Here is a 26,901-nt window from a genome sequence, read left to right as displayed (position 1 = left end):
CCTTCACGCCGCGCCGGAAGGAACGCTGGGTTCCGAAAGAGATTCTCCAGCAATCGGACCTTTGCCGCCCGGCGCACCCTTTGCTGCGTCTTCCCCCAGGCCGACCGCCTGCGTGGTTGGGTCTCCCGGACGCTTGATCTTTGCCGATGCCGTCATGACGAGCGGCAGGAAGCCGTCTGCACCACTGTCGATCATTTCGAAGAACCGCCGCCGCATGCGCGGCTCCCAGAACTTGTTGATGTGTGTCGCCACCCCATCCACCTGCACGTCCTGCGGCTGTGATGTGAAGAATGTGGCGATCTGGTTTGCCATGCGGATCAGCTTCTCATCTGTGTGGCTAAGCGACATGACTGTTCTCCCCGGAAGCCAGACGGTCGGGTCTGGTAAACACCTCGAATTCATCGCCGCGCGCGATCCCGATCAGGCTGATGCCGGCTTCTTCTGCCGTCTCAATGGCAAGTGCGGTCGGTGCCGAAATCGCGACGAGGACCGGGCATCCGAGAAGGGCCGTTTTCTGCACCATTTCGACGGAAAGACGGCTCGTGACGACCACGATGCCATCGGTTGCCGGACGCCCGGAGCGGAGGATCGCACCGGAGAGCTTGTCCAGAGCATTGTGCCGCCCAACATCTTCTCGCACCGCGACGATGCCGTTATCTGGCCGGTAGAAACCCGCGCCGTGTACCGCTCGTGTTTCGCGATTGAGGGTTTGCCCATCGCCAAGCAGGCGAATGGCTTCGCTGATTTGCCTCGGCATGAGGCGGGCCGCCGGATCCTTGACCGTTGCGACCATGCGAGTTGCCTGCTCGATCGATTCAATACCACAAAGACCACAGCCGACCGGCCCCGCCATGCGCCGGCGGCGGGCCACCAGCGCGTCGGCTGTCGTATCCTTCAGCGTGATCTGCACGTCGATCCCGCGACCGGCTTCAACCAGATCGACCTCGAGGATATCCTCCGCCGACGTCACGATTTCCTCCGCCAGCGAAAAACCATAGGCGAAGTCGATGAGGTCTGTCGGCGTTGCCATCATCACCGCATGGGTGGAGCCTCCATAGGAGAAGGCGACCGGTACCTCCTCCGGGACGATGCGGTGGCCCGCCTCCATTCGCCCCTGTCGGAAGCGCCATTCGTCGATCGTTCGGCTCGGTTCTTTCTGCTGCATTCTCCGATCCTATTCCGCCGCGTCGAGTTTCGCCACGATTCGGCGCGACTGGCGGGAGAATTCTTCATAATCTTCCTGCCACTCCGTCGGACCGTTGGACGGCGAAACCTGAACGGCCGTCACCTTGTATTCCGGACAGTTGGTCGCCCAGTCGGAGAAGTCCGTGGTGATGACATTGGCCTGCGTGTCCGGATGGTGGAAGGTCGTATAGACGACGCCGGGCGCTACGCGGTCGGTGATCAGCGCCCGAAGCGTTGTGTCGCCTGAACGGCTTGCGAGCTTGATCCAGTCACCTTCCTTGATGCCGCGCTGTTCGGCGTCGTGAGGATGAATTTCCAGCCGGTCCTCCTCGTGCCAGACGACGTTTTCCGTCCGTCGCGTCTGCGCGCCAACATTGTACTGAGACAGGATACGACCTGTCGTCAGCAGCAGCGGGAAGCGAGGGCCAGTGCGCTCGTCGGTCGCGACGTACTCGGTGCGGATGAACTTGCCCTTGCCGCGGACGAAGCCGTCGACATGCATTATCGGCGAGCCGAGCGGGAATTTCTCGTTGCAAGGCCATTGGACCGAGCCATGCTTCTCCAGATAGTCGTAGGAAACACTGGCAAAGCTTGGCGTTGTCGCTGCGATCTCATCCATGATCTGCGATGGATGGGTGTAGTTCCAATCGAGCCCCATCGCCTGGGCAAGCTTCTGCGTTACCTCCCAATCAGCATAGCCATTTTTCGGGCTCATCACCTTGCGCACGCGATTGATGCGGCGTTCGGCATTGGTGAAGGTGCCGTCCTTTTCGAGGAACGTCGATCCCGGCAAGAAGACATGGGCGTAGTTTGCCGTCTCGTTGAGGAAGAGGTCGTGCACGACGACGCATTCCATGGCAGCGAGTCCTGCAGACACATGCTTGGTGTCAGGATCGGACTGCAGAATGTCCTCACCCTGAATGTAGATGCCCTTGAACGACCCTTCGACTGCGGCATCCAGCATGTTGGGGATGCGCAAGCCCGGCTCATTGTTGAGCGTCACGCCCCATAGCTTCTCGAAAGTCTCGCGCGTGGCGTCGTCCGAGATGTGACGATAGCCCGGCAGTTCGTGGGGGAAAGAGCCCATGTCGCAGGAGCCCTGGACATTGTTTTGACCGCGCAGCGGGTTCACCCCAACGCCCGGACGACCGATATTGCCGGTCGCCATGGCCAGATTGGCAATTGCCATGACGGTCGTCGAGCCTTGGCTGTGTTCGGTGACTCCAAGACCATAATAGATGGCGCCGTTGCCGCCGCGGGCATAAAGACGCGCCGCACCGCGAAGCTCTGCTGCCGGAACGCCGGTGAACTTTTCCGTCTCTTCCGGGCTGTGCTCCTCTTCCGATACGAAGGCTGCCCAGTCCTCGAATTCGGACCAATCGCAACGTTCGCGAATGAAGGCTTCGTTGAAGAGACCTTCGGTGACGATGACGTGGGCAAGTGCGGTCAGCACCGCAACGTTGGTGCCGGGCTTCAGCGGCAGATGGAAGGCAGCCTCCACATGCGGCGTGCGCACAAGGTCGATGCGGCGCGGATCGATGACGATCAGCTTGGCGCCCTGGCGCAGCCGCTTCTTCAGCCGGGAGCCGAAGACCGGGTGGCCGTCCGTGGGGTTCGCGCCAATGACAAGCACGACGTCAGACTGTTCGACACTATCGAAGTTCTGCGTGCCGGCAGATGTGCCGAAGGCCTGGCCGAGGCCATAGCCGGTTGGCGAATGGCAGACGCGGGCGCAGGTATCGACATTGTTGTTGCCGAAGCCAGCGCGGATCAGCTTCTGCACCAGATAGGTCTCTTCATTGGTGCAGCGCGAGGAGGTGATGCCGCCAATCGAGTCCTTCCCGTACTGGTTCTGGATGCGACGGAATTCGGACGCCACATGGGAGTATGCCTCTTCCCACGTCACCTCGCGCCAGGGATCGGTGATTTTTTCGCGGACCATCGGATTGAGGATGCGGTCCTTGTGGCTGGCATAGCCATAGGCAAAGCGGCCCTTGACGCAGGAATGGCCACGATTTGCCTGTCCATCCTTCCACGGCACCATACGGACCAGCTCTTCGCCGCGCATTTCCGCCTTGAAGGAGCAGCCCACGCCACAATAGGCGCAGGTGGTGACCAGTGAATGTTCTGGCTGACCAATGGCGATCACGGATTTTTCCGTCAGTGTCGCCGTCGGACAGGCCTGAACACAGGCGCCACAGGAGACGCATTCGGAATCGAGGAAGGCTTCATGCGCACCGGGCGACACGCGGCTGTCGAAGCCGCGCCCTTCGATGGTCAGCGCGAAGGTTCCCTGTACGTCTTCGCAGGCGCGGACGCAGCGTGAGCAGACGATGCACTTTGACGGATCGTAGGTGAAGTAGGGGTTCGACTCGTCCTTCGGCATCCACTGCGCGTTGATGCCGCCATCAGTCGAGCGCGCCTTGACGTGGTTGTCGCCCTCATAGCCATAGCGCACATCACGCAGGCCAACCGCACCTGCCATGTCCTGCAACTCGCAATCGCCATTGGCCGCACAGGTCAGACAGTCGAGCGGGTGGTCGGAGATGTAGAGTTCCATCACCCCCTTGCGGATCTGCTTCAACCGTTCCGTTTGTGTGTGGACGACAAGGCCTGGGGCAACCGGCGTGGTGCAGGAGGCGGGGGTGCCGTTTCGACCCTCCACCTCCACCAGACAGAGGCGGCAGGAGCCGAATGCGTCGACCATATCGGTGGCGCAGAGTTTCGGAACCTGGATACCCGCTTCCATGGAGGCGCGCATGATGGAAGTGCCGGCAGGCACAGTAATTTCGCGACCATCGATGGTCAGCGTCACCACGTCCGTGGATTTGGAGGCCGGAGTGCCGTAATCGATTTCGTGAACAAGGGTCATGGTATCACTCCGCCGCTTCAACAAGTGGGTTGGGTGCGAAATCCTCCGGGAAGTGCGTCATCGCGCTCATCACCGGATAGGGGGTGAAGCCGCCCAGCGCGCAGAGCGAGCCGAACTTCATGGTGTTGCAGAGATCGGCCAGAAGCTGGCGGTTCTTTTCAGGCTCGATCCCTTGCGCGATCTTGTCGGCAGTCTCGACACCGCGTGTCGAGCCGATGCGGCAAGGCGTGCATTTCCCGCAGCTCTCGACCGCGCAGAATTCCATCGCAAACCGCGCCTGGTTCAGCATATCGACGGTGTCGTCGAAGACGACGATGCCAGCATGACCGATCAGGCCGCCGGCGGCGGTGAAGGCTTCATAGTCGAAAACCGTGTCGAAGAGCGATGGCGGGAAATAGGCACCGAGTGGACCGCCCACCTGCACCGCCTTGACCGGGCGACCGGAAATGGTGCCGCCGCCGATCTCGTTGACGAGTTGGCCGAGCGTCATGCCGAATGCGGCTTCGTACAGACCGCCATGTTTCAGGTTGCCGGCGAGCTGGATCGGGATCGTGCCATTGGACCGACCGACGCCGTAGTCGCGATAGAACTGCGCGCCGCAATCCATGATCACCGGAATGGAAGCCAGCGACATGACGTTGTTGACGACGGTCGGCTTGCCGAACAGGCCCTGGAGGGCGGGAAGTGGCGGCTTGGCCCGAACGATACCGCGCTTGCCTTCCAGGCTGTTGAGGAGGGAGGTTTCCTCGCCGCAGACATAGGCACCAGCACCCACGCGCACTTCCATATCGAAGGCGTGAGGCGAGCCCATCACTGAAGGGCCGAGGATGCTAGCAGAGCGGGCAATCTTTATCGCCTCGTCCATGACGGCGATCGCATGCGGGTACTCGGAGCGGGTGTAGATGTAGCCCTTGGTCGCACCGACTGCGATTGCGGCGATCGCCATGCCCTCGATCAGGACGAAGGGATCGCCTTCCATGATCATGCGATCTGCGAAGGTACCGCTGTCGCCCTCATCGGCGTTGCAGACAATGTATTTCTGGTCAGCGGAAGCGTCTGCGACGGTCTTCCATTTGATGCCTGTCGGGAAGCCTGCACCACCGCGTCCACGAAGGCCGCTGTCGGTGACCTGTCGGACGATGCCCGCAGGAGGCATCCCGATCGCCTTCTCCAGGCCGGTCAGGCCCTGATACTGGCGATAGTCATCGAGCGACAGAGGATCGGTGACGCCACAGCGGGAAAAGGTGAGGCGTGTCTGGCCTTTAAAGAATGGGATATCCTCTGTCAGGCCATGGCCGAGCGGGTGCTCGCCGCCATTGAGGAAACCCGCTTCGAAAAGAGACGGGACATCAGATGCCTTGACCGGACCATAGGCGACACGACCCGCGTCCGTCCGTACTTCGACCAGCACTTCCAGCCAGAGCATCCCGCGAGAGCCGTTGCGGACAATGTGGACATCATGGCCGCGGGAAACGGCTTCTCGCTCGATGGCTGCTGCCACCTTGTCGGCACCGACAGCAAGGGCTGCCGCATCACGGGGAACGAAGACGGTGATGGTCATTTGCTGACCTCCGCCACGATGTCGTTCAGACAGTGCTCATCCACGCGACCATAAAGCTCGCCATCCAGCATAGCCGCCGGAGCGGAGGCGCAGAGGCCGAGACAGAAGACGGGCTCAAGCGTGACGGAGCCATCGGGTGCGGTTTCGTGCCAGTCGAGGCCAAGCCTCGCTTTCGCGCGTTCGGCAAGCCTGTCGCCGCCCATCGACTGACAGGCCTCGGCGCGACAGAGTTTCAGGGTGTGGCGCCCGGCGGGGTGGTCGCGAAAATCGTGGTAGAAGGTGATGACACCATGCACTTCGGCGCGCGAGACATTGAGCGCAGAGGCGATCAACTGCTTGGCACTTTCCGGAATATAGCCGAACTCCACCTGCACCTGGTGCAGGATAGGCAACATCGGACCTTCCAAGTGGCGACAGTGATCGATGATTTCGGATATCCGGCTTGCCTCGGTACTGGCAACCGCTCGAATGTTCATGGTCAGTCCTCCCAAACCGACGCCAGACAGACAGAGACTTATCTCCGTGAAACCCGCGATACCGAGGAGCCGAGTGCTCGTAGGTTGCGCGTGTTCCAATCTGGCTTTCGGGAAGGATGGCGAGAATGCATCCGTCAGGTCAATAAAGACGTCCCGTTGTGCGATAGAAAATTTCTATCAAAAGCGGATGCCGCCGCGCGGGATCTGGCTTCATGGAGAAGCGCCGAAACGAGAGGTGTGTGAGGCTCACGATGGGTTGCGACCAATCCCACCAAGTGTTCAGCATCCGGCTCGGAGATCGGTATCATCCGGATCTGCTCCGGAAAACCGAATGATTCCGCCACGTTACGTGGCATGATGGAAGCCCAATGACCGGTTCGTATGTGGGAAAACAGCACGATCATCGAATTCGATTCAAGTGTCGGCTTGGCTTGGACGCCAGCTTCAGCCATATGCGCATTGATGATACGACGGTTTTGCATGTCCGGTGTTAATAGACAAAGCCGAAGACCGGAGACCTCCTTCCACGTCACAACTTCGCGATCGGCAAGCGGCGTTCCGGCTGCTGTAATGAGGTGGTAGCGTTCCGAATAAAGAGGAACGGTCGTGACCCGGCCCAGCGGTTCATTGTCCAGGTAGGTGATTCCCGCGTCGATCTCGAGATTTTCCAGCTGACTGAGAACCTGCAGAGACGTCCGCGAGGTGACCGAGAAAGTAACATCGGGGTGACGTGCCTGAAAAGGCTCGGTCAGCTTTGGCACCATGGCCAGCGCTGTGGGGATAACGGCGATCCTGATATGCCCCGCGAGACCCTTTCGGGCTGCGCGCATCTCTTCGCGCATGGTGCGAGCATCGCCGACGATCCGCCTTGCCCATTCGAGAACGCGTTGGCCCTCCGGGGTCAGCCCCTGATAGCGCGACCCGCGCACGACCAGCACGACGCCCAACTGATCCTCAAGCTGGCGGATTGCTGCCGAAAGTGTCGGCTGCGAGATGCGGCATTCTTCGGCTGCCCGACCGAAATGTTCCGCGCGGGCCAGAGCAATGAAAAATTCCAGCTTGTCGATCATCGTGGTTCCTCCCCTCCATTCCGGTTTGGCGCGGATGAGGGGTCGCGGTCAACTGGTGGGAATCAAGCAGGGCCATGCATTGGCGACGGATGAGCCCCATGCTGGATATCGCCGAGGCCGGCATGGTTATCGAATTATCAAAAAATATGCGAAGAGCTTAACGTTTTAACGGCGTGGTAACACTAACGCGCTTTAATCATCTCATCGACGCATGGTTTTTCCGTTTCGGAAGAGGGGCCTTGCAAGTGTTTGTTCAGCCGGATCGATTCCGATGCGGCGTTTGCGTCAGTGTAGATCGAGTCATGCGTATGAGTCATTCGCCTAAAACCGGAAAATCAATCGCAAAGATGTTCGCAGCGGCATTGCTGGCAAGCGTCGCAACGGGTTGCAGCTCGGACGCGACACGCTTTAGCGGACTCTTTTCCAGCAACAATACGGACCAGATGACGACCGCGTCCATTCCTCAGCGCAACGGTGCCGGTGCCTATGGTCAGGCGCCCGTTCCCCAGGCTGACATGAATGGTGGCGGTTATGCTGCCGCCCCGCAGGGCGGTTATGGCAACCAGAACGCGGCCATGAACCAGCCTTATCCGGCTTCGAATGGCGGCTATGGTTCGGTCCAGCCATCAACGGCCCGTTCGGCATCCTCTGCCGCACCTGTTCAGCGCGCCGAGCTCTCCGCTCCATCGCCGGTAGCAAGCCGCGATCCTGCGACGAGACGCGAAGCCATGGCACAGCCATTCCCATCTGCGACCGCAAACGGCGCGCCCTCCATGGCGTCGGCGCGGCTGCCAGCGAACAACAGCGCCGATACGCTGTCGACCGGCTCCGTCAAGCGCGACAATAATGGCTGGCACACGGAAGGCGCGTCTTCGGTCACGCTGAATTCCGGCGAGACCGTCGCAACGCTCTCCAGACGCTACGGCGTGCCGGAGAAGGCAATCCTGCAGGCAAATGGCCTGAAGAGTGCATCGGCTGCGCGTCCTGGTCAGTCGATCGTCATTCCGCGCTTTGGTCAGACACCCAATGCTGCCCGTGCTGCGTCCAACAATATCGATTTGAGCAAGAACAACGCCCCGGCTCCAACCCGTGGTCAGGAACAAAACCTCGCTGTCCTACCCGCACAGGGCGCTGCTCGCGACAAGGTTTCGGCTGAGAACGGCAAGCTGACCCCTCCAGGTGGCAAGCCGCTGCCCCCAACCGGTGGCTACAAGGTCAAGCCGGGCGACAGCCTTGCCAAGATCGCTCGTGAAAACGGCGTCTCCGTTGCCGAGCTGAAATCTGCCAACAACATTGCAGATGGCAGTATTCGCATTGGTCAGACGCTCGCCATTCCAGCCGCTGGAACAGACGGTATCAAGACCGCCTCAGTCAAGCCGCATGAGACTGCTGCGCCCGCGGCGGCTGCAAAGGCTGTCGAGACACCTGTTGCCAAGACAGAAGTGCCGAAGGCGCCGGCTGCCGAAGCAAGTGTCAGCGATGTCGAGAAGAAGTCCGATGTCGCGTCGATCGCGCCGGAATCCACCGGAATCGGCAAATATCGCTGGCCGGTTCGCGGTGCCGTGATTTCCGGCTTCGGCGAGAATGTCGATGGCAACCGCAATGACGGCATCAATATCTCCGTTCCGGAAGGCACGCCGATCAAGGCTGCCGAAAACGGTGTTGTCATCTATGCCGGCAACGGCCTGAAGCAGCTCGGCAACACGGTCCTGGTGCGTCACGACGACGGCAAGGTCACGGTTTACGGCAACGCTGCCAACCTCGATGTTCAGCGCGGCCAGAAGGTTCAGCGCGGCCAGACAATTGCCACCTCCGGCATGACTGGCAGTGCCAAGCGTCCTCAGGTTCACTTCGAAGTCCGTAAGGACGCAACGCCAGTGAACCCATCCTCTTTCCTTGAATAGTGTTTTGCGTATCAAGGTAAAGGAAAAGCCGGGTCGGAAGGCCCGGCTTTTTCATTTTGATGGACGTTCAAGTCCGACCGTCGCCTCGATGAAGTCGGCGATACCGCCTGTGTCATCGAGATCGAAAACGGGGAGAGTACTTTCCGGGATCAAGTGATCGGCAGCGATTGCAATGATATGCGGATCGCTCGGCGCCAGCGGGTCCGTCTTTGCGGCGTCCTTCCGACGGGCCTCTATTTTCGGCACGGGCTCGTATTTATAGCCTTCGATCAGAACCAGATCGCAGGGCGCGATGCGCGCGAGGATTTCCTCGAAAGAGGGTTCAGCCGCGCCGCGCAGCTCATGCATGATGGCAAAGCGCGTGCCGGAAACGATCGTCACCTCATGCGCGCCAGCCTGTCTGTGCCGCCAGCTATCCGCACCCACCTTGTCGATGTCGAAATCATGATGGGCGTGCTTGATCGTGGAAACTCGGTAGCCGCGCGCGGTAAGCTCCGTGACGATGCGCACTGCCAGCCCAGTCTTGCCCGAGTTTTTCCAGCCGGAAATGCCAAACACTTTTTGACGCGTCATGGAGTGAGACTCTTCAGGAAGGTTTGCGCTTGCGACAGCTCTTCCGGGGTGTTGATGTTGAAAAACGGATCGATGGAACTGGTGGCGCTTTCCACTGGTGGAAAGGACACGCCGATCGTGGGGTGGCGCGCCAGAAAGCTGCGGATGCGACGGTTGTCGTCCTCCGCAAGCCAGTTCTCCAGATCCTCGACGATAGCAAACGGCCAGAGAGCAAAGACGGGATGAACCTGTCCCTTGGATGCGGCGATGACAATGGTGTTCTCGTCCGGTAGGTGATCCAAAAGCTTCGAGGCAAGATCGTCCGGAAAAAACGGGCTGTCTGAAGGTGCCGTCAACATGTGGCTCGCGCCAGATGGGTGGTCTCTAAAGTGCTGCAAGCCTGCGAGAACGCCGGCAAGAGGTCCTGCATGACCCATCTTGGTATCTGGCACGAGAGGCAGGTCAAAGGCCTTGCCCCACTCGCCGGTGGCATTGAGCGCCAGCGTCGAAATCTGTGGCGCCAGTCTATCAATGACGTGGTGCAGGAGGTGTCGCTCGCCGAAGGGACAGAGAGCCTTGTTGGAGCCCATGCGTCGCGAAAGACCGCCGGCCAGAATCAGGCCAGGAAGGGAGCGTGCGGTTTTCATCATGCCTCACCTCTTAGCAGACGCTGCGCGTGGCGGCGCTCCTGTCTGCCCGCATAAGCGCTTGTCGCCACGGCAAGCACGCCATTCACCAGCATGACGAGGAGCAGATGCGTCGTTCCAGCTTCCTCCGATAGCAGAGACGAGGCGACAACGGAAAGCATCGCTCCACCGCCAATCGTCAGCGCGCCTCCAAGTCCGGAGGCGGAGCCTGCCAGATGGGGCTGGGCGCTAACCATGCCGGCATTGGCGCTCGGCAGTGTCACGCCGTTGCCGACGCCGATGAGCGCGAGCGGAATGAAGAACTCATAGTGGCTGCCGAGATCAAGATGAAGGAGCAGGTATGCAACGACGATGCCGACAAGCGCGATCACATTGCCAGCCAGCATCATCACCGGGATGCCGATGCGGCTGGCGTAGCGGCCGGAAACGAAGTTGCCCAGCATATATCCTGTCGCCATGAAGAAGAACTGCATGCCCAGCACCGCTGGCGTCAGCCCGTAGAGCACGCTGCCGACGAAAGGCGCGCCGCCGAGGAAGGCGAAAAACAGGCCGGAGGAGAGCGTGCAGGTCAGTGCATAGCCCCAGAAACGGGTGGAGCGAAGAAGCTGCGGCCAGGCCTGGAACTGGGCTGCGAAACTTGCAGATTTCTGCCGGTTGGTTTCGCCCATATCGAAAAAGACGAGCAGCAGAACCGCCACCGCCGACAGGCCGACAAAGGCAAAGCTTGCCTGCCAGCCGGCGAGATCATTGAGAAAGCCACCGACGGTGGGCCCGACCATAGGCACCACCGACATGCCCATGGTGACGTAGCCGATCATCGAGGCTGCCTGCTCGGCAGGCACCATGTCGCGAACGATGGCTCTTGCCAGCACGAAACCCGAGGCAATAGCCGCCTGCAGAACGCGGCCAATCATGAAGACGGTGATGTTCGGCGCGAATGTGCAGATCAGCGTGGCGACAATCATCAGCACGATGCTGACGAGCATAACCGGTCTGCGACCGAAGAGATCGGACAGCGGTCCGATCACGAGTTGAAGCACGGCAGTGGCGGCGAGATAGCCTGAGACGGCAAACTGCATGACGGCATAATCAGTGCCGAAATAGACCGACATTGCCGCAAGCGACGGCAGGAAGACATTCATGCTGAGTGCTGCAACACCGGCCACCAGAACGAGTGTCATCACATGCGGTGGGGTCGAGCGATCGAGAAAGCGCGCCTTGTTCATTCGATACCTATCGCTTGCTTGGCGATCGGCGCACGGTGACGCCGGCTTTCGCGGTAGAATGTGTAGAGACCGGAGGCGACGATGATGGCCGTGCCCGACAGCGTCCAGACATCCAGATGATCGCCGAAGAAGAAAAAGCCGATCGAGAAGGCCCAGATCATGCTGGTGTAGCGGAAGGGTGCGACGAAGGAGATGTCACCGCTGCGCATTGCCGTGATGACCGCCTGATAACCAATCACGACCAGCAAGGCGGCTGCCACGAGATGCGACCAGACGTAGGTGTCCATTGGCTGCCAGCCACCGAAAGGCATGATCAGCGCCGCACCAAACAAGGTGTTGACGACGGTGGTTGTCATGGTGACGGCCATGGAGGGAACATCTGCATACATGCGCCGGGTCAAGAGGTCGCGTCCGGCGGTGACGAACATCGCACCCAGCACCAGGAGTGCGCCGGAGGTAAAACCTTCCGGGCCGGGTCTAAGAATAACAAGGACTCCAAGAAAGCCGACCAAAATCGCCGTCCAGCGTCGCCAGCCCACAGGCTCCTTCAAGAAAAGTGCTGCACCGAGCGTCACCGCAAGGGGGAGGGACTGCATGATGGCCGCCACATTGGCGAACTGCATCATGCTGAGCGCCTTGAGGTAAAGGATGGAGGCCGAAATCTCGCAGAGACAACGCATCAGGATGACGGGGCGCAACATGGTCTTGAGCGGGCGCAGCGCGCCCATATGGCGCGCAATCACGTAAACCAGAACGCAGGTCATAACGCCGCGAACGAAGAGGATCTGTCCGATATTGATGTAGGGCGTGACGGACTTGGTGAAGGCGTCGTTGACCGTAAAGCTGGCCATCGCCAGAGCCATGAGCAGCGCTCCGCGCGTATTGTCCGTCAATGCCATGATGCCATCCCAAGAACGAGGTCGCGATGCGGGCCTTCCGCAGCGAGGCGACTCCGTTCACTCCTCCTGTCCCAAAGTCGTGGCATGGTGAGCGGACGAATTCAATCCATTTAATGTAAGGGTATCAAATAATAAGCTAGCGGAAGAATCAGCCGCCGGTGACGCTCATGTGGCGGGCGACAGCGGGACGCTTGCGATTCCGATCGATGATGAAGTCGTGACCCTTGGGTTTGCGCAGGATCGCGTCGTCGATCGCCTGAGACAAAAGCGCGTCGCTGTCGGAGGCGCGAAGCGGCGTTCTCAGATCCGCCGCATCGTCCTGACCGAGGCACATATAGAGCGTGCCGGTGCAGGTAATGCGGACGCGGTTGCAGCTCTCGCAGAAATTATGCGTCATCGGCGTGATGAAGCCGAGCCGTCCACCAGTTTCCTTCACTTCCACGTAGCGTGCGGGTCCGCCCGTCTTGAACGGAATATCGATGAGCGTGAAGCGCTCTTCGAGCGAAGCACGAAGGTCCGATAGCGGTAAATAGCGATCGGTGCGGTCCTCCTCGATCTCGCCCATCGGCATGGTTTCAATGACCGTAAGATCCATGCCCCGCGCATGGGCAAAACGCATGAGTTCAGGAATTTCGTGCTCGTTGAAGTCTTTCAGCGCTACTGCATTGAGCTTGATCTTGATGCCTGCCGCAAGAGCCGCGTCAATACCGGCCATCACCTTGGAGAAATCACCCCAACGGGTGATCTGTCGGAACTTCTCCGCATCGAGCGTATCAAGCGACACATTGATCCGGCGCACGCCGCAATCGTAAAGTTCGGCAGCATGAGCGGCAAGCTGCGAGCCATTGGTGGTCAGCGTCAACTCATCCAGCCGGCCCGCTTCTACGTGGCGACCGAGATTGCGGATGAGATGCATGATGTTCTTGCGCACAAGGGGTTCACCGCCCGTCAGGCGCAGCTTGCGCACGCCCTTGGCGATGAAGGCGGAACAGAGCCGGTCGAGTTCTTCGAGCGTCAGCAGATCCTTCTTCGGCAGAAAGGTCATGTGCTCCGACATGCAATAGGTACAGCGAAAATCACAGCGATCCGTCACCGAGACGCGCAAATAGGTGACCGCCCGACCGAAGGGGTCGATCATGGGAGCCCTGACTTCAGAGAGCGGACTTGCCGTTGAGGGAAAACCGGTGACGCTGTTCATGTCCAGAGTCTGGGGATGCGACTGGCTAACGTCAAGTCGAAACTCCGTAATTGCGCTTGGATTGACCGTTGTTGGATCACAATCGATTGCTGTCCCGCCACGCCCACTTGGAAAAGGCCGAGCGCGCGGGCTTGATCGAGGGCACCTTCACGCTCCGGCCATCCACTCGAAAGTCTGTGATCATCTAACACAGAGAGCCCGGATGCAGTGTCCGTTGACGAATCTGCCCGTTTTGAAAGCGATCGCTGACCGACCGTCCCCGAGCCACTGTTCAATCAAAACAAGCTTCGCTCATCGCTCCTTAGATCACCTTCGATCTGGTGCGGCGCGTAAAGGTTGTTGCGAACCTGTTTCCGCCATGACCGCGCAAGACCTTCAGGGTTCGTCTGGATTTCTGTGACCGCAAAGGCAGGTTGACCATCGATGGGGCATTGAACCGCCCATTGCCCGTCCGGCGAAGCGATACCGGAGGGAGCACCCGGACTTTGAGGCACGAGCGTGGAGAAGCTGATCCAGTAGCTGTTGCTCGCAGCATGGCCTAGAGCCTCTGCCGCGAATGCGGGAGCTCCGGACGGTGTTCCTCCTGCGGTGGAGAACAGGACACAGTCGACCCCAAGCGTTTCGTACTCAACGAAGATTTCCGGGTAATGCACCTCCATGCCCAGCGCGCACCCGATGCGCACGCCATCGACCTCAAACGTCACGGGGTTCCTGCCGGGTGAATACATGAAGGAGATTTTCGTGTTCGAGAGAAGGCGCTCGTCATAGCGCGTCACCAACTCTCCATGATCGGAAACGACATATAGGCTGTTGTGTGGTCGATGCGGCGAAGTCAGGCGATGAACGGACCCAAACACGATCCAAAGCTTGAGTGCGCCGGCCAGTCTCCTGGTTTCCTCCAGTTCCTCGCGCAGCACGTCCCATTGGAAGCGTGTCCAATCGGAAGGCCCGATGGAGCGCGGCCCCGTTTCGGACATGATGCGCTTGCCGGGCCAGCAGGTTGTGCCCTCCGGAAAATGGAGCAGGCGAGACCCTGCTTGATGGGCATCACGCATGAGGCGACGCATCTCCGCTCCACTGGCGCGAAGTGCCGATACATCGCGAGGATCGTCGAAGAGAGACGTTTGTGCCACAGCCAACCGCAGCGACCGGAGTTCGGGACGGCCTGGCTGCTGGCGGATATTACGAAGTGCGGCGGTGTAGGATTCGCCGGTTTTTGCGGCACGGGCACGCACGCGGCGTTTGAGATTTCCATTCTGGGTCATGATCTAGCCTTTCACGTCCCGGACAGGGTTCCCCAGCAACCATCCGGCACGATCGGACCAAGATGAGCGACCCGAGACGAAAGTCCCTTTGCCTCGGTTGAAGACCATGCTGGGGAAGGTCTGAGAGGTTGGGCGCAGGCCACGCCGAGATCAAGATGTCCAGTGACCCTCGATTCGTCAAGCTGTCTACAAAAGTGGAAAGAGCCGGATTTATTCTCTCTGTAGATACCCAGTGGCTGTCATTTTGGATGAAGCCGAGCAACGTCTTTAGCCTTCTGCATAGTGGGGGCTGACGCAATAGCCATCGTCGCTGGGGACTGCTATGACGAACAGCCAAATCTTCACACCTCGATAGAACGATCAGAAATCATGAGCAGCAGCGACAATCAGGCATGGCCCACCGAATTGCGGGTTTCCAAAGATCGCAAACACCTGACTGTGGTGTTCGATAATGGTGTCTCTCACACGCTCCCCGCCGAAATGCTGCGCGTCCTATCCCCTTCGGCGGAAGTTCAGGGACATGGGCCCGGGCAGAAAGTCACGGTGCCGGGCAAGCGCGATGTGGCGATCCGCAACGTGGTCGCCACCGGCAACTATGCCGTGCGCATCGCATTCGATGACGGGCATGACAGCGGCATCTTTACCTGGCGCTATCTCCAGGAGTTGGGTGAAAAGGGAGACGCACTGTTCCAGACTTACGAACAGGAACTTACGGAAAAAGGCTTGAGCAGGGAGCCGCGGTTCCGTTAGGGAAGTTGCATGTGATTTCAATATGGAGGTGACACTTGGCCGTCGAGGGAAATGCGAATGATCTGGCCCAAGTGGTCGTCCTGCTGGCCGCCGGTGTGGTGGCAGCACCCATCTTCAAGCGCATTGGTCTCGGCTCGGTTCTTGGTTATCTCGCGGCCGGTCTCGTCATCGGCCCTTTCGGCTTAGGTGCCTTTTCCGATCCGCAGGCCATCATCCATATCGCCGAACTCGGCGTGGTGATGTTCCTCTTCATCATCGGTCTTGAGATGCAGCCCTCAAGGCTGTGGTCCATGCGTAAGGACATCTTCGGTCTCGGCGCGCTTCAGGTGATGGTCTGTATCGGCGGCCTGACGATGATCGGCGCGGCTTTCGGCTATGCTGTCATTCCCTCCTTCGTCGCAGGAACGGGTTTCGTTCTGACATCCACCGCCATCGTCATGCAGATGCTTCAAGAGCGCAACAGCCTCTCGACGTTGAAAGGGCAGCGTATCATCGCCATCCTTCTCTTCGAGGATCTGGCAATCGTGCCACTTCTGGTGCTCGTCACATTCCTCGGCAGTGGCGGCGAAGAAGTCACGATGGCGGAGCGGCTTTCCTCGATCGGTATTGCTTTGGCTGCGACCGTTGCCCTGATCTTTGCCGGTCGCTATCTGCTCAACCCTCTCTTCCGGTTGCTGGCATCTTCCGGTGCGCGAGAGGTCATGACTGCTGCGGCTCTGCTCGTCGTTCTCGGATCAGCCCTGCTGATGCAGGTCAGCGGCTTGTCCATGGCGATGGGCGCCTTTCTTGCTGGCGTGCTTCTCTCCGAATCCGCTTTTCGCCATCAATTGGAAGCCGATATCGAGCCGTTTCGCGGCATCCTGCTTGGGCTTTTCTTCCTTGGTGTCGGCATGGCGATCGATCTTTCGGTAATTGCTGCCAACTGGAAGATCGTGGTCATCGGCGTCATTGCCTATATGTTCGTCAAGGCGCTGTTGATCTACAGCGTGGCCCGCCTCGTCGGTACCTGCCAGCGTGAGGCGATCGAGCGTGCCGTGCTGATGGCGCAGGGCGGCGAATTTGCCTTCGTCCTCTATTCCGCCGCATCCACTGCAGGCATTCTCGATGCCGAAACCAATGCGGTGCTGACCGCGATGATCATCATCTCGATGATACTGACGCCCTTGATGGTCATTGCCCATGACCGGATCATGCCTGCGGCAAAGCCCAACACGGATGGTCTGGAGCTTCCCGAAAATGTCGAGGGCAGCATTCTGATCATTGGCTTCGGTCGCTTCGGTCAGATCGTCAGCCAACCGCTGCTTGCGCGTGGCTATACGCTGTCGCTGATCGACAAGGACGCGGATTTCGTCCGCGATGCGGCCGATTTCGGTTTCAAGGTCTATTATGGCGATGGCGCCCGTTCGGAGATCCTGCATGCAGCTGGCGCCGCAACCGCGCGCGCGGTGCTGATCTGCGTCGATGACAAGGAGGCTGCGATCCGCATTGCCGAGATCGTCAAGCACGAGTTTCCACTCGTACCGGTTCTGGCCCGCGCTTTCGATCGCGGTCACGCCATCGATCTGGTCAAGGCCGGCGTCGATTATCAGATCCGCGAAACCTATGAATCGGCGCTGGATTTCTCGCAGAAGGCCCTGACCTCCGTCGGTGAAGAACGGGATACCGCCGAGCGCCTCGTGGAAGAGTTTCGAGATGTGGATGTCGAGCGCTTTGCGATCGAGGTCGTGGGCGGTATTTATGCGGGCCGGTCGCTGATACGCGGCAATGCTTCGCCCGCCGATCTCGTGGCTGCCAGGACAGCGCGCGAGCGCGCGCAACGCGAAGCACGTGAAGAGGCAGAGGCCAGCGGCTGACGCGTTGTGGAAAGACAGCTTAATCGGGAGTGAGGGGTTATGGGAATTATTCGTTCTGTAGAGGAGTTGAAGGCAATCTATGACGGTTGCTCCGAGGCTTCACTGGTCAAAGTCACATCATCTCTCACGCCCGAATACCGCAAGATGATCGAGGCGGCACCCTTTCTGGCGCTGGCAACCGTCGGGCCGGAGGGAATGGACTGTTCGCCGCGCGGCGACAAGGGCGGTGTCGTTCGGGTTCAGGATGAGAAAACCGTTCTGCTGCCAGACTGGCGCGGCAACAATCGCGTCGATTCTCTCATGAACATCGTGCGCGACCCGCGTGTAGCCCTGATGTTCCTCGTCCCCGGTTCGACAACGACGATGCGCATCAACGGCAAGGCGGTGGTATCGGCAGAACCCGCGCTGCTCGCGAGCTTCTCAATGGATGGGAAGAACCCGCGCACGGTGACTGTGGTCACCATCGACGAAGTCTACTTCCAATGTGCCCGTGCGCTGATCCGCTCTGAGCTGTGGGATCCTGAGAACTTCATCGATCCGACGTCGCTGCCGACACCCGGCGCATTGTTGAAAGCGGCAAAAGCAGATTTCGACAAGGAGACGTACGACAGGGAGTGGCCGGAGCGCGCGGCGAAAACCATGTGGTGAAAAGTGCGATTCCCATGAGCTCTGCGGCCCGCCGCTGAGCCCGATCCTTACGTCCGGTAGATCAGCCAGCTTTTCCCGGAGTAGTTTTTCTGCATCCCGTCTTCAAACATGATGGTGCGGTTTCGCCCGGACGTCTTGGCATTGTAGAGCGCGACGTCTGAACGGGCGTAGAGTTCGACAGGATTTTGCGCCTGAGAGGCCATGGCGTAACCGATGGAAACAGTAATCTGCCCGTAATCCACGCCGGTCTTCGAGTTTCGGAACGGGGTCTTCTCAAGCGAGAGGCGAATGCGCTCGCACATCTCCCGCACTTCGTCGGCATTCATGTTGTCGACGATGATCGCGAATTCCTCGCCGCCATTTCTGGCCACAAAGATATCCTTACGGACCGACTTACGGATGACCGATGCAACGCTTGCAAGAATCTTGTCTCCGACTGGGTGGCCGTAAGTATCGTTGACACGCTTGAAGTTATCGATGTCCAGCAGGATCAGGGACGACAGATGGAGCCCGAAGCTCGTATCGTAGGTCGATGCGAGCCTTTCATCAAAGGCTCGGCGGTTCGACAGACGCGTGAGCGAGTCTGTATTGGCGATGCGCTTGTATTCATCCAGTTCAAGACGAACCTGCTGCATCTCTTCAGCATGTCTGTCCAAGTCTTTGGAACTGCTCTCGCCTTGGGCGATCTTGGTGCCGGTTGCCTCTGAAAGGATCGCGATGGCCGCGCCAACGAGCGAGGTGCTTGTCGCGCTTTTGACCGTGATCCGCTCGCGCGTTTCATCCAGCAGCCGATTGTATTTCTCAAGGCTTGACTGCTCGTGCTTCAGAACAGTGAGCAAGGCGTCCAGCTCGAGATGCAGCTTCTCGTGAACCGTCTCGATGATCTTGCTGTGGCTGTGGTTGAAGTAGCGGGTGCCCAGTTCGTCCAATTCTTCCTGGGTCGCCTTGCTGCCAAGCTGCAGCAGTTCCTTGGACAGAGCGGGGTTGGAGCCGATGAAGGCTTCGTAGAAAAGATTGTAATTGCGGGGGATGGGCGAGATACCCATGCTGCGCATGGCGTGCAAGATTTGGCTCGCCACGTCTGCTCCGGGAAAATTTTGTGTCGGCCCCGTACTCATGATGTGTCCCCAGATCGTCCCGTTTTTGTTCTGACCGACACGCCTCAACGACGGTTCCCCAACCGATTGTTGATGCTGCATGGAAAGTCGGCGTGTTCTTAGGCGTAGCCTTCTCCGAGAATCGCACGTGAACACGGAATCCAGTTACAGTCTCGCAAAGATTTTATCTACGAAAATTAATGGCTGTAAATAGTATTTCAGAAAAGCCTGAGATGGGAAGGGTGGTCAGACAACGAGTGCGACCCGTTGCCTGACCTTTGTCATTACTTGGGGCCGATCATGTTTTCCGGACGGACATACTGATCGAATTCCTCGTTCGACAGATATCCGCCACCGACAGCCTCTTCGCGCAGCGTCGTGCCGTTCTTGTGCGCGGTCTTGGCAATCTTGGCGCAGGCGTCATAGCCGAGCTTGGTGTTCAGTGCAGTCACGAGCATGAGCGAGTTCTCCACGCCCTTGCGGATGTTGTCTTCGCGCGCTTCGATGCCGACCACGCAATTGTCGGTGAAGGAAACGGCTGCATCGCCAAGAAGCTGGACGGACTGCAGGAAGTTGTAGGCCATCATCGGGTTATAGACGTTGAGCTCGAAGTGGCCCTGCGATCCTGCGAAAGTAATGGCAGCCTGGTTGCCGAAGATGTGGGCGCAGACCTGGGTCAGCGCCTCGGACTGGGTCGGGTTGACCTTGCCTGGCATAATCGAGGAACCTGGTTCATTTTCCGGCAATGCAAGTTCGCCGAGACCGGCGCGTGGGCCGGAACCCAGGAAACGGATATCGTTGGCGATCTTGAAGAGCGCTGCTGCCGCCGCGTTGATCGCGCCATGGGCGAAGACCATCGAATCATGAGCGGCCAGTGCTTCGAACTTGTTCGGAGCGGTGACGAAGGGCAGGCCGGTGATGGTGGCAATCTCTTCGGCAACCTTTTCGGCAAAGCCGACAGGCGCGTTGAGGCCGGTGCCGACGGCAGTGCCGCCCTGTGCCAGTTCGCAAAGGCCGGGCAGCGTCAGTTCGATGCGCTTGATCGATGATGCTACCTGCGCCGCATAGCCGGAAAACTCCTGGCCGAGCGTCAGAGGCGTTGCATCCTGAGTATGGGTGCGGCCAATCTTGATGATGTGGGCAAAGTCCTTCGCCTTCTTGTCAAGCGCGGCATGCAGGTGCTTCAGGCTCGGCAGCAGGTGATGAACGATCTGCTCGGCGCAGGCGATATGCATGGCCGTCGGATAGGTGTCGTTGGACGACTGGCTCATGTTGACGTGATCGTTCGGGTGAACCGGCTTCTTCGAGCCCATCACGCCGCCGAGCATTTCAATGGCGCGGTTGGAGATCACTTCATTGGCATTCATGTTGGACTGGGTGCCCGAACCCGTCTGCCAGACAACGAGCGGAAAATGCTCGTTCAGCTTGCCATCGATGACTTCCTGAGCCGCCTTGACGATCGTCTCGGCGAGTTGAGCGTCGAGGCCACCGAGCGCCATATTAGCGCGTGCGGCTGCCTGCTTGACGATGCCGAGCGCACGGATGACGGATGTGGGCTGCTTTTCCCAGCCGATCTTGAAGTTGCCGAGCGAGCGCTGGGCCTGCGCGCCCCAGTAGCGATCGCTGGCGACTTCGATCGGGCCAAAAGTATCAGTTTCCGTGCGTGTGGCTGTCATCGTTGGTGCCTCTCCATTGTGTTCCGGTGGCAAGGCGGCGTTTCAAGCCCGTCTTGCGCGCGGGCCGACATATAGAGCCATCCCGCAACTCTGGAAAGCCTCACGCGCCGCAGGGCGTCAGATTTTGCCGCAGATTCGAAAGTCAATTGACGTGACTTTTGGGTAACGTTCGCAAAAGAGACAATTCCATGGCGCTTCAGGCTTAACAGATGAAAAAACATCTTTCTGCAATGCTTCGAAATTAAAGAGAAATTTAACTATTCCTGCCAAAAATTAAGGAGATTGCCAGAGCTTTTTTGACGAACGGCAGGACAATTCTGGCACGAGATCGGGCTTTGCGCGTTTCCTTTTCAAGCGAAGACCAATCAGCTAGACAGACAATGTTTTATTCGCGCTTCGATGGATGATGGCGCTGGACGCAATGAGGACCAAATTGCAGATCACTTCAGGAAAAAAATCGGCGGCGTTCATACTGGCTCTCGGTGTTTCCGTCTCAGCGGGCATTCCAGCTCCAGCCAGCGCCATCACCCTTATGGATCTGCTTCGTGGCGGTCCTGGTAAGATCGAGCGCGAACGCCAAGACCGTGGCCTTCCAGGCGTCGTCCAGCAAAACGCTCCGGTCGGTGGCGATATCGATCCCGAGCCGACACCGCGCATTTCCGGTCCTCGCTATTACACCTACAAGGCAGATGGCACCCGTGCGGTTGATACGTCGAAGTTCGGCCCGGACTATGCCGGCGTAAAAGTCTCGGCAACGCCTGAGATCGCCAAGGCGCTCGAAGCTTACTATGCGGGCGGCGCAAAACCGATCTGGGTTTCCAATGGCGATATCAACGAGCGCGCGTCTGCCGTTCTCGCCTTCTTCGAAACCGTAGGCGACAGCGGCCTGGACCCGGCCGATTACAGCATCTCGGCTCCCTCTTCCGACGTCACGGCCAGCATCGCCAGTGAGCCGCAGGCGGAAGTTCAAACGGTGAGTGCCACGGAAAACGAGGACAAGCCGGTCAACCGCGCGATGATGCAGTTCGAGCTTGCCCTCTCCGCAAAGGTTCTTGGCTATGTGCAGGACACCACCCGCGGTCGTATCGATCCAAACAAGCTTTCCGGCTATCACGATTTCAAGCGCAAGACGGTCAATCTTTCGCCGGTTCTTAAGCTTGCAGCATTGAGCCCGGATGTGACGGCCTATCTGAAGTCGCGTGAGCCTTCCAGCCCGGAATATCAGGCGCTGAAGGCCGAACTGGTCAAGCTTCTTGATGAGGACAAGTCCGGTGAAAACAAGATCGCTGTCCGCGCCGATCTGGTGCTGAAGCCTGGCGAAGATAACGCTGAACTCGCCAATGTGGTGAAGGCGATCGAGCATCGCTCGTCCGAGGCGCTGAAGTCGCAGCATGCACCGGCCCTGACAGGCTATCAGCACACGACGCAATACACGCCGGAACTGGTTGATCTGGTCAAGGCTTTCCAGAGCGAAAACGGTTTGAAGGCTGATGGCGTGATTGGTCGCGCCACCGTTCGTGCAATGACGGGGGATAGCAACGAGGCGAAGATTGCCAAGCTTGAAGTTGCTATGGAACAGGTTCGCTGGCTGCCGGCAGATCTCGGCGACCGCTATGTGTTCATCAATCAGCCGGCCTTCATGGCCTATTACCATGACCAGGGCAAAGAGCAGTTCGGCATGAAGGTGGTCATCGGTTCGAAGACCAACCAGACCTATTTCTTCCAGGATGAAATCGAGACTGTCGAGTTCAACCCCTATTGGGGCGTTCCGCAGTCCATCATCGTCAACGAAATGCTGCCAAAGCTGCGCAATGATCCATCCTATCTCGATCGCCTTGGCTACGAGGTTTCGGTCAATGGCCGGGCCGTTTCGTCGTCGAGCGTAAACTGGTACGGTTCGACCAACGCGATCTCGGTTCGCCAGCCGCCAAGCAGCGACAATGCATTGGGCGATCTGAAAATCCTCTTCCCGAACAGCCATGCAATCTACATGCATGACACGCCATCGAAGAGTTTCTTCAACCGTGATATGCGCGCTCTGAGCCACGGCTGTATCCGTCTTGTCGATCCGCGCCGCATGGCAGCGGCCGTTCTCGGCACGACGATTGACAACGTCAACAAGCAGATTGCAGCCGGTGAAAACCGTGCAGTGTCCGTGCCGGTGAAGATTCCGGTCTATGTCGCCTACTTTACCGCATGGCCGGACAAGGACGGTAAGGTGCAGTATTTCGACGACGTTTATGATCGCGACAGCTATGTGATGAAGGCGTTCGCCACCACCACCAAGGCGCGCTCAACCTCCATCTGAGGCGGCTGAAACATCTGACAAAAGCGCCCTACGGGCGCTTTTGCTGTATCGGGGCAGGGCATGCAGAACATTCAGACGGTCATCGACTCCATCTATGACGAGATGAAGAACCACCTCGGAGAGGGGAAGGTCGCGGATTATATTCCCGAGCTTGCCAAGATCGATTCGAAACAGTTCGGCATTGCCGTCACCACCGTCGAAGGCGAGACTTTCGTTGCGGGCGATGCCGCCGTTCCTTTTTCGATTCAAAGTATTTCCAAAGTCTTCATGCTGACGCTTGCGCTCGGCAAAGCCGGTGAGTCCGTCTGGAAGCGTGTTGGACGCGAGCCTTCTGGCTCATCGTTCAATTCCATCGTTCAGCTCGAACATGAACACGGCATTCCCCGCAACCCTTTCGTCAATGCGGGTGCAATCGTTGTGACCGACATGGTGCTCGCGGGACACCAGCCGCGAGAGGCCATAGGCGAGTTGCTGCGTTTTGTACGGTACCTCTCCAACGATGATACGGTCTCGATCGACAACACCGTCGCCAAATCCGAGCAGGCCACCGGTTTTCGCAATTTCGCGCTCGCGAACTTCATGCGCAGCTTCGGCAATATTCACCATCCTGTCGACCATACGCTTGGTGTCTATTTCCACCAGTGCGCGCTCTCCATGAACTGCGTGCAGCTAGCACGGGCAGGGCTCTTCCTCGCCAATCGCGGACGTAATCCGCTGACGGGGCACACGGTGGTGTCGGATCGCCGGGCGCGCCGTATCAATGCTCTGATGCTGACCTGCGGCCATTATGATGGGTCGGGCGACTTTGCCTATCACGTCGGTCTTCCCGGCAAGAGCGGCGTCGGCGGGGGCATTCTGGCAGTGGCGCCGGGCAAGGCGTCGATTGCCGTCTGGTCGCCGGGCCTCAACAAGGTCGGGAACTCCGCGCTCGGGTCCGACGCGCTTGAAATGCTGGCGAACCGCATGGGCTGGTCCGTATTCGGGGCTTGATCTTACGCCTATATGAGGGCATTGCCTGTCGTTAACCGCTTTCAAGCGGATCAGACAGCGAGATGACCATGACCATTGCCGCACAGATCGATGACATTCAGAATGCCGGCGAGGTCGAAGAGGCTGGTGGCTCGCATCCTCTCTTTGCCGATGCGCCGCGCTCCGTCTCCTTCAACAAGCTGCGCAAGCGTCTGTTGCGAAACGTGCGACAGGCCTTCGACGATTTCGGCATGTTGAAGGGACAGAAGCGCTGGCTGGTGGGCCTTTCAGGCGGCAAGGACAGCTATGGTCTTCTGGCGCTGCTGCTCGATCTGAAATGGCGCGGCCTTCTGCCCGTCGAACTGATTGCCTGCAATCTCGACCAGGGTCAGCCGAACTTTCCCAAGCACATCCTGCCGGACTATCTGACGAAGATCGGCATGCCGCACCGCATCGAATACCGCGATACCTATTCCATCGTGAAGGAAAAGGTCCCGGAAGGAGCCACCTACTGCTCGCTCTGTTCGCGTCTTCGCCGTGGCAATCTCTATCGTATCGCACGCGAAGAGGGCTGCGACGCGCTACTTCTGGGCCATCACCGCGAAGACATTCTGGAAACCTTCTTCATGAATTTCTTCCATGGCGGCCGGCTTGCTGGCATGCCGGCGAAGCTGATGAATGACGAAGGCAACCTGATGGTGCTGCGCCCGCTTGCCTACTGCGCAGAAGACGACCTGGCGAAATTCGCAGCGGCAATGCAGTTCCCCATCATTCCCTGCGATCTTTGCGGTTCCCAGGACGGTTTGCAAAGGAATGCCATGAAGGACATGCTGGCCGATATCGAACGGCGTATGCCCGGTCGCAAGGATGTGATGTTGCGGGCACTCGCACACGTCAATCCCTCGCATCTGCTGGATACAAAGCTGTTCGATTTTTCCGGCCTGACTGTCACGGATCCGTCATCCTAGAGGAATAGGTGAGGCGCATTCCTCACCTATTCAGATTGTTTTCCATGACCCTTTCCGATTCAGATATCGACTTCCTCGTTGCAACCGTTGCCCATGCCGGCACCAGCGAAATCATGCCGCGCTTTCGCAATCTCAGCGCTTCGGCCATTTCCGAGAAGACATCGGCTGTCGACCTGGTCACGGAAGCGGATGTCCTTGCGGAAAAGCAGATCACTGCAGCCTTGCTGCAGCGTTTCCCCACCGCGCACATCGTTGGCGAAGAAGCCTATGATGCCGACCGCTCCGTTATTCCGGCACTTCGCGACGCGCCGCTTGCCTTCGTGATCGATCCCGTAGACGGCACATTCAACTTCGCCTCCGGTTTTCCAGCCTTTGGAACGCTGCTCGCCGTGACCGTCAAAGGTGAAACGGTCGCTGGAATCATTCATGATCCGGTGATGGGCGACAGCATCGTCTCGGTCAAAGGCGCAGGCGCCGTGCTGAAGCGCGCAAACGGCAGCGAAGCGAAACTGCGCGTCGCCGAGCCCGTCGGTCTTTCGGACATGGTGGGTATCTTCTCCTGGGGTCATAGCCATCCCGACCGCCGACCGGTGATCGCTGCAAATATGGCCAAGACGAAAATGGCGCTGTCCCTGAATTGCTCTGCGCACGAATATTGGCTGGTGGCGACAGGCAAGCTGCATTTCATCGGTCATGAGAAGCTTATGCCTTGGGACCATCTGGCAGGCGTGCTAACCCATCAGGAGGCGGGCGGCTACACGGTGAAGCTCGATGGCACGCCCTACCGCCCAGGAGATACCGAGGGTGGCATCCTTTCTGCACCAGACAAGGAAAGCTGGAAGATGCTGCGCCGGGACATTCTCGGTCTTTGATCTGAACATGTAAAGGAACCTCCCATGTCCGTCGAACTCGACATCGCCTCGCTTGCCAATGCCCTACAGGAAGCGGCGGCGGTGGAAATCCTCCCGCGGTTCCGAAATCTCGGCGAGGGTGACGTGCGGGTGAAAACCGAGGCGATCGACCTTGTGACGGAGGCAGACGAGGCGGCAGAGCGCTTGATCCGCGCCCGTGTCGCCGAGTTTATGCCCGACGCGCTGTTCGTCGGAGAGGAAGCGGTCGCTGCAGATCCGTCGCTGCTGGAGAAGCTTGGCGACGCTGACCTTGCGGTGGTCGTGGACCCAATTGACGGCACCTATAACTTTGCTGCCGGATTGCCGCTGTTTGGCGTGATGCTGAGCGTCGTCTCCAAGGGTGAGACGGTCGCAGGCATCATCTTCGATCCGATGGGCAATGACTGGGTGATCGCGGAGAAGGGCTCCGGTGCCTGGCTTTGCAGCGCCGATGGCTCCCAGACGCAGTTGCAGGTGGTTCCGGCGCCGGAACTCTCGCAGATGGTCGGTATCGCCAATACCGGCTACTTTGAGGTCGAGACGCGCCGTCGCCTCTTGAACAATCTTGCCGATGTCAGGCTCTTCACCAGTTACCGTTGCGCAGCGCATGAGTACCGCATCTTCTGCGGCGGCCACATGCACTTTCTGATGTACAACAAGCTGATGCCTTGGGATCACCTAGCTGGCACGCTGATCTCACAGGAGGCGGGTGCCTACGCGGCACGCTTCGACGGATCTCCCTATCTGCCAAACCATGTCAGCGGCGGCTTGCTGCTGGCCCCGGACAAAGAGACATGGACCGTGTTGCGCGAGAAGATCTTCACGGTCTGATCGACTGAACGACGGCACAAAAAAGGCGCGGTTGTCATGGCAGCCGCGCCTTTGCT

23 protein-coding genes are annotated in these 26,901 nt (G+C 59.0%); 9 read left to right on the top strand and 14 right to left on the bottom strand.

Going from position 1 to position 26,901, the window contains the following annotated elements; translation table 11 throughout:
* Positions 1–3 precede the first annotated feature (3 nt).
* The 6 genes from PVA19_RS04515 to PVA19_RS04490 all read right to left on the bottom strand — a co-directional run bounded on the left by PVA19_RS04515 (position 4) and on the right by PVA19_RS04490 (position 7,164).
* The gene (locus PVA19_RS04515) at positions 4–348 is read right to left on the bottom strand and encodes a formate dehydrogenase subunit delta (protein ID WP_274101346.1); all 345 of its coding nucleotides are present in this window, start codon (positions 346–348) and stop codon (positions 4–6) included.
* A complete protein-coding gene (gene fdhD / locus PVA19_RS04510; RefSeq protein WP_274101345.1) occupies positions 338–1,165 on the bottom strand; it encodes a formate dehydrogenase accessory sulfurtransferase FdhD in 828 nt (275 codons plus the stop codon). The genes PVA19_RS04515 and fdhD overlap by 11 nt, the downstream gene beginning before the upstream one ends.
* A 9-nt stretch (positions 1,166–1,174) precedes the next feature.
* Positions 1,175–4,057, bottom strand: coding sequence for a formate dehydrogenase subunit alpha (gene fdhF, locus PVA19_RS04505; protein WP_274101343.1), 2,883 nt, complete (start codon positions 4,055–4,057; stop codon positions 1,175–1,177).
* 4 nt (positions 4,058–4,061) lie between these two features.
* On the bottom strand, positions 4,062–5,618 hold the full coding sequence (locus PVA19_RS04500) for a formate dehydrogenase beta subunit (protein WP_274101342.1): 1,557 nt from the start codon (positions 5,616–5,618) through the stop codon (positions 4,062–4,064).
* A complete protein-coding gene (locus tag PVA19_RS04495) occupies positions 5,615–6,094 on the bottom strand; it encodes a formate dehydrogenase subunit gamma (protein WP_274101341.1) in 480 nt (159 codons plus the stop codon). Before PVA19_RS04495 ends, PVA19_RS04500 begins: the two co-directional genes overlap by 4 nt.
* A 134-nt stretch (positions 6,095–6,228) precedes the next feature.
* On the bottom strand, positions 6,229–7,164 hold the full coding sequence (locus tag PVA19_RS04490; RefSeq protein ID WP_274101340.1) for a LysR family transcriptional regulator: 936 nt from the start codon (positions 7,162–7,164) through the stop codon (positions 6,229–6,231).
* A 347-nt stretch (positions 7,165–7,511) separates the two neighbouring features.
* Between PVA19_RS04490 and PVA19_RS04485 the strand changes: the two genes are divergently transcribed.
* Positions 7,512–9,068, top strand: coding sequence for a peptidoglycan DD-metalloendopeptidase family protein (locus PVA19_RS04485; protein WP_274101339.1), 1,557 nt, complete (start codon positions 7,512–7,514; stop codon positions 9,066–9,068).
* A 51-nt stretch (positions 9,069–9,119) separates the two neighbouring features.
* On the opposite strand, the gene mobB is transcribed toward PVA19_RS04485, so the two are convergent.
* The 6 genes from mobB to PVA19_RS04455 form a co-directional block, all read right to left on the bottom strand.
* On the bottom strand, positions 9,120–9,641 hold the full coding sequence (mobB, locus tag PVA19_RS04480) for a molybdopterin-guanine dinucleotide biosynthesis protein B (protein WP_112519640.1): 522 nt from the start codon (positions 9,639–9,641) through the stop codon (positions 9,120–9,122).
* A complete protein-coding gene (mobA, locus tag PVA19_RS04475; RefSeq protein WP_274101337.1) occupies positions 9,638–10,270 on the bottom strand; it encodes a molybdenum cofactor guanylyltransferase MobA in 633 nt (210 codons plus the stop codon). The genes mobB and mobA overlap by 4 nt, the downstream gene beginning before the upstream one ends.
* The gene (locus tag PVA19_RS04470) at positions 10,267–11,493 is read right to left on the bottom strand and encodes a multidrug effflux MFS transporter (RefSeq protein ID WP_274101336.1); all 1,227 of its coding nucleotides are present in this window, start codon (positions 11,491–11,493) and stop codon (positions 10,267–10,269) included. Before PVA19_RS04470 ends, mobA begins: the two co-directional genes overlap by 4 nt.
* Entirely contained in the window at positions 11,490–12,392 is a 903-nt protein-coding gene (locus PVA19_RS04465; RefSeq protein WP_062424276.1) for a DMT family transporter, read from the bottom strand. Before PVA19_RS04465 ends, PVA19_RS04470 begins: the two co-directional genes overlap by 4 nt.
* Before the next feature lie 148 nt (positions 12,393–12,540).
* A complete protein-coding gene (moaA, locus tag PVA19_RS04460; protein WP_113225846.1) occupies positions 12,541–13,590 on the bottom strand; it encodes a GTP 3',8-cyclase MoaA in 1,050 nt (349 codons plus the stop codon).
* Between the two features lie 275 nt (positions 13,591–13,865).
* Entirely contained in the window at positions 13,866–14,855 is a 990-nt protein-coding gene (locus tag PVA19_RS04455; RefSeq protein ID WP_274101332.1) for a carbon-nitrogen hydrolase family protein, read from the bottom strand.
* Positions 14,856–15,224: 369 nt separating this feature from the next.
* Here PVA19_RS04455 and PVA19_RS04450 point away from each other — a divergent pair, with 369 nt between their 5' ends.
* From PVA19_RS04450 to PVA19_RS04440, 3 genes are read left to right on the top strand one after another with little or no spacing between them, the layout of a single operon-like run.
* Positions 15,225–15,605 carry a gamma-butyrobetaine hydroxylase-like domain-containing protein gene (locus PVA19_RS04450; RefSeq protein ID WP_111847146.1) on the top strand — a complete coding sequence of 127 codons (381 nt, stop codon included), beginning with the start codon at positions 15,225–15,227 and terminating at the stop codon, positions 15,603–15,605.
* Positions 15,606–15,640: 35 nt separating this feature from the next.
* Positions 15,641–17,458 carry a monovalent cation:proton antiporter-2 (CPA2) family protein gene (locus PVA19_RS04445; protein ID WP_274101330.1) on the top strand — a complete coding sequence of 606 codons (1,818 nt, stop codon included), beginning with the start codon at positions 15,641–15,643 and terminating at the stop codon, positions 17,456–17,458.
* Positions 17,459–17,497: 39 nt separating this feature from the next.
* Complete coding sequence (locus PVA19_RS04440; protein ID WP_274101329.1) at positions 17,498–18,106, top strand: pyridoxamine 5'-phosphate oxidase family protein; 609 nt, start codon at positions 17,498–17,500, stop codon at positions 18,104–18,106.
* A gap of 47 nt (positions 18,107–18,153) precedes the next feature.
* Here PVA19_RS04440 and PVA19_RS04435 read toward each other — a convergent pair whose 3' ends face one another.
* Both PVA19_RS04435 and fumC read right to left on the bottom strand, forming a co-directional pair.
* Positions 18,154–19,224 (bottom strand): GGDEF domain-containing protein, encoded by a 1,071-nt coding sequence (locus PVA19_RS04435; protein ID WP_116493582.1) that lies wholly within the window; start codon positions 19,222–19,224, stop codon positions 18,154–18,156.
* 263 nt (positions 19,225–19,487) lie between these two features.
* On the bottom strand, positions 19,488–20,879 hold the full coding sequence (gene fumC / locus PVA19_RS04430; RefSeq protein ID WP_062424281.1) for a class II fumarate hydratase: 1,392 nt from the start codon (positions 20,877–20,879) through the stop codon (positions 19,488–19,490).
* Positions 20,880–21,300: 421 nt separating this feature from the next.
* Here fumC and PVA19_RS04425 point away from each other — a divergent pair, with 421 nt between their 5' ends.
* The 5 genes from PVA19_RS04425 to PVA19_RS04405 all read left to right on the top strand — a co-directional run bounded on the left by PVA19_RS04425 (position 21,301) and on the right by PVA19_RS04405 (position 26,845).
* Positions 21,301–23,187, top strand: a complete 1,887-nt coding sequence (locus PVA19_RS04425) for a L,D-transpeptidase family protein (RefSeq protein ID WP_443111619.1) — start codon at positions 21,301–21,303, stop codon at positions 23,185–23,187.
* A gap of 60 nt (positions 23,188–23,247) precedes the next feature.
* Positions 23,248–24,177 (top strand): glutaminase, encoded by a 930-nt coding sequence (locus PVA19_RS04420; protein WP_274101326.1) that lies wholly within the window; start codon positions 23,248–23,250, stop codon positions 24,175–24,177.
* 68 nt (positions 24,178–24,245) lie between these two features.
* Complete coding sequence (gene ttcA / locus PVA19_RS04415; protein WP_144620455.1) at positions 24,246–25,124, top strand: tRNA 2-thiocytidine(32) synthetase TtcA; 879 nt, start codon at positions 24,246–24,248, stop codon at positions 25,122–25,124.
* A gap of 44 nt (positions 25,125–25,168) precedes the next feature.
* On the top strand, positions 25,169–25,996 hold the full coding sequence (locus PVA19_RS04410) for an inositol monophosphatase family protein (protein ID WP_062424283.1): 828 nt from the start codon (positions 25,169–25,171) through the stop codon (positions 25,994–25,996).
* A 24-nt stretch (positions 25,997–26,020) separates the two neighbouring features.
* The gene (locus tag PVA19_RS04405; RefSeq protein ID WP_112357961.1) at positions 26,021–26,845 is read left to right on the top strand and encodes an inositol monophosphatase family protein; all 825 of its coding nucleotides are present in this window, start codon (positions 26,021–26,023) and stop codon (positions 26,843–26,845) included.
* The last annotated feature ends 56 nt before the right edge of the window (positions 26,846–26,901 follow it).

The sequence above is a fragment of the Agrobacterium sp. CNPSo 3708 genome (assembly GCF_028674915.1).
Classification (GTDB): domain Bacteria; phylum Pseudomonadota; class Alphaproteobacteria; order Rhizobiales; family Rhizobiaceae; genus Agrobacterium; species Agrobacterium cavarae.
This window is presented reverse-complemented; position numbering and strand designations above follow the sequence as displayed.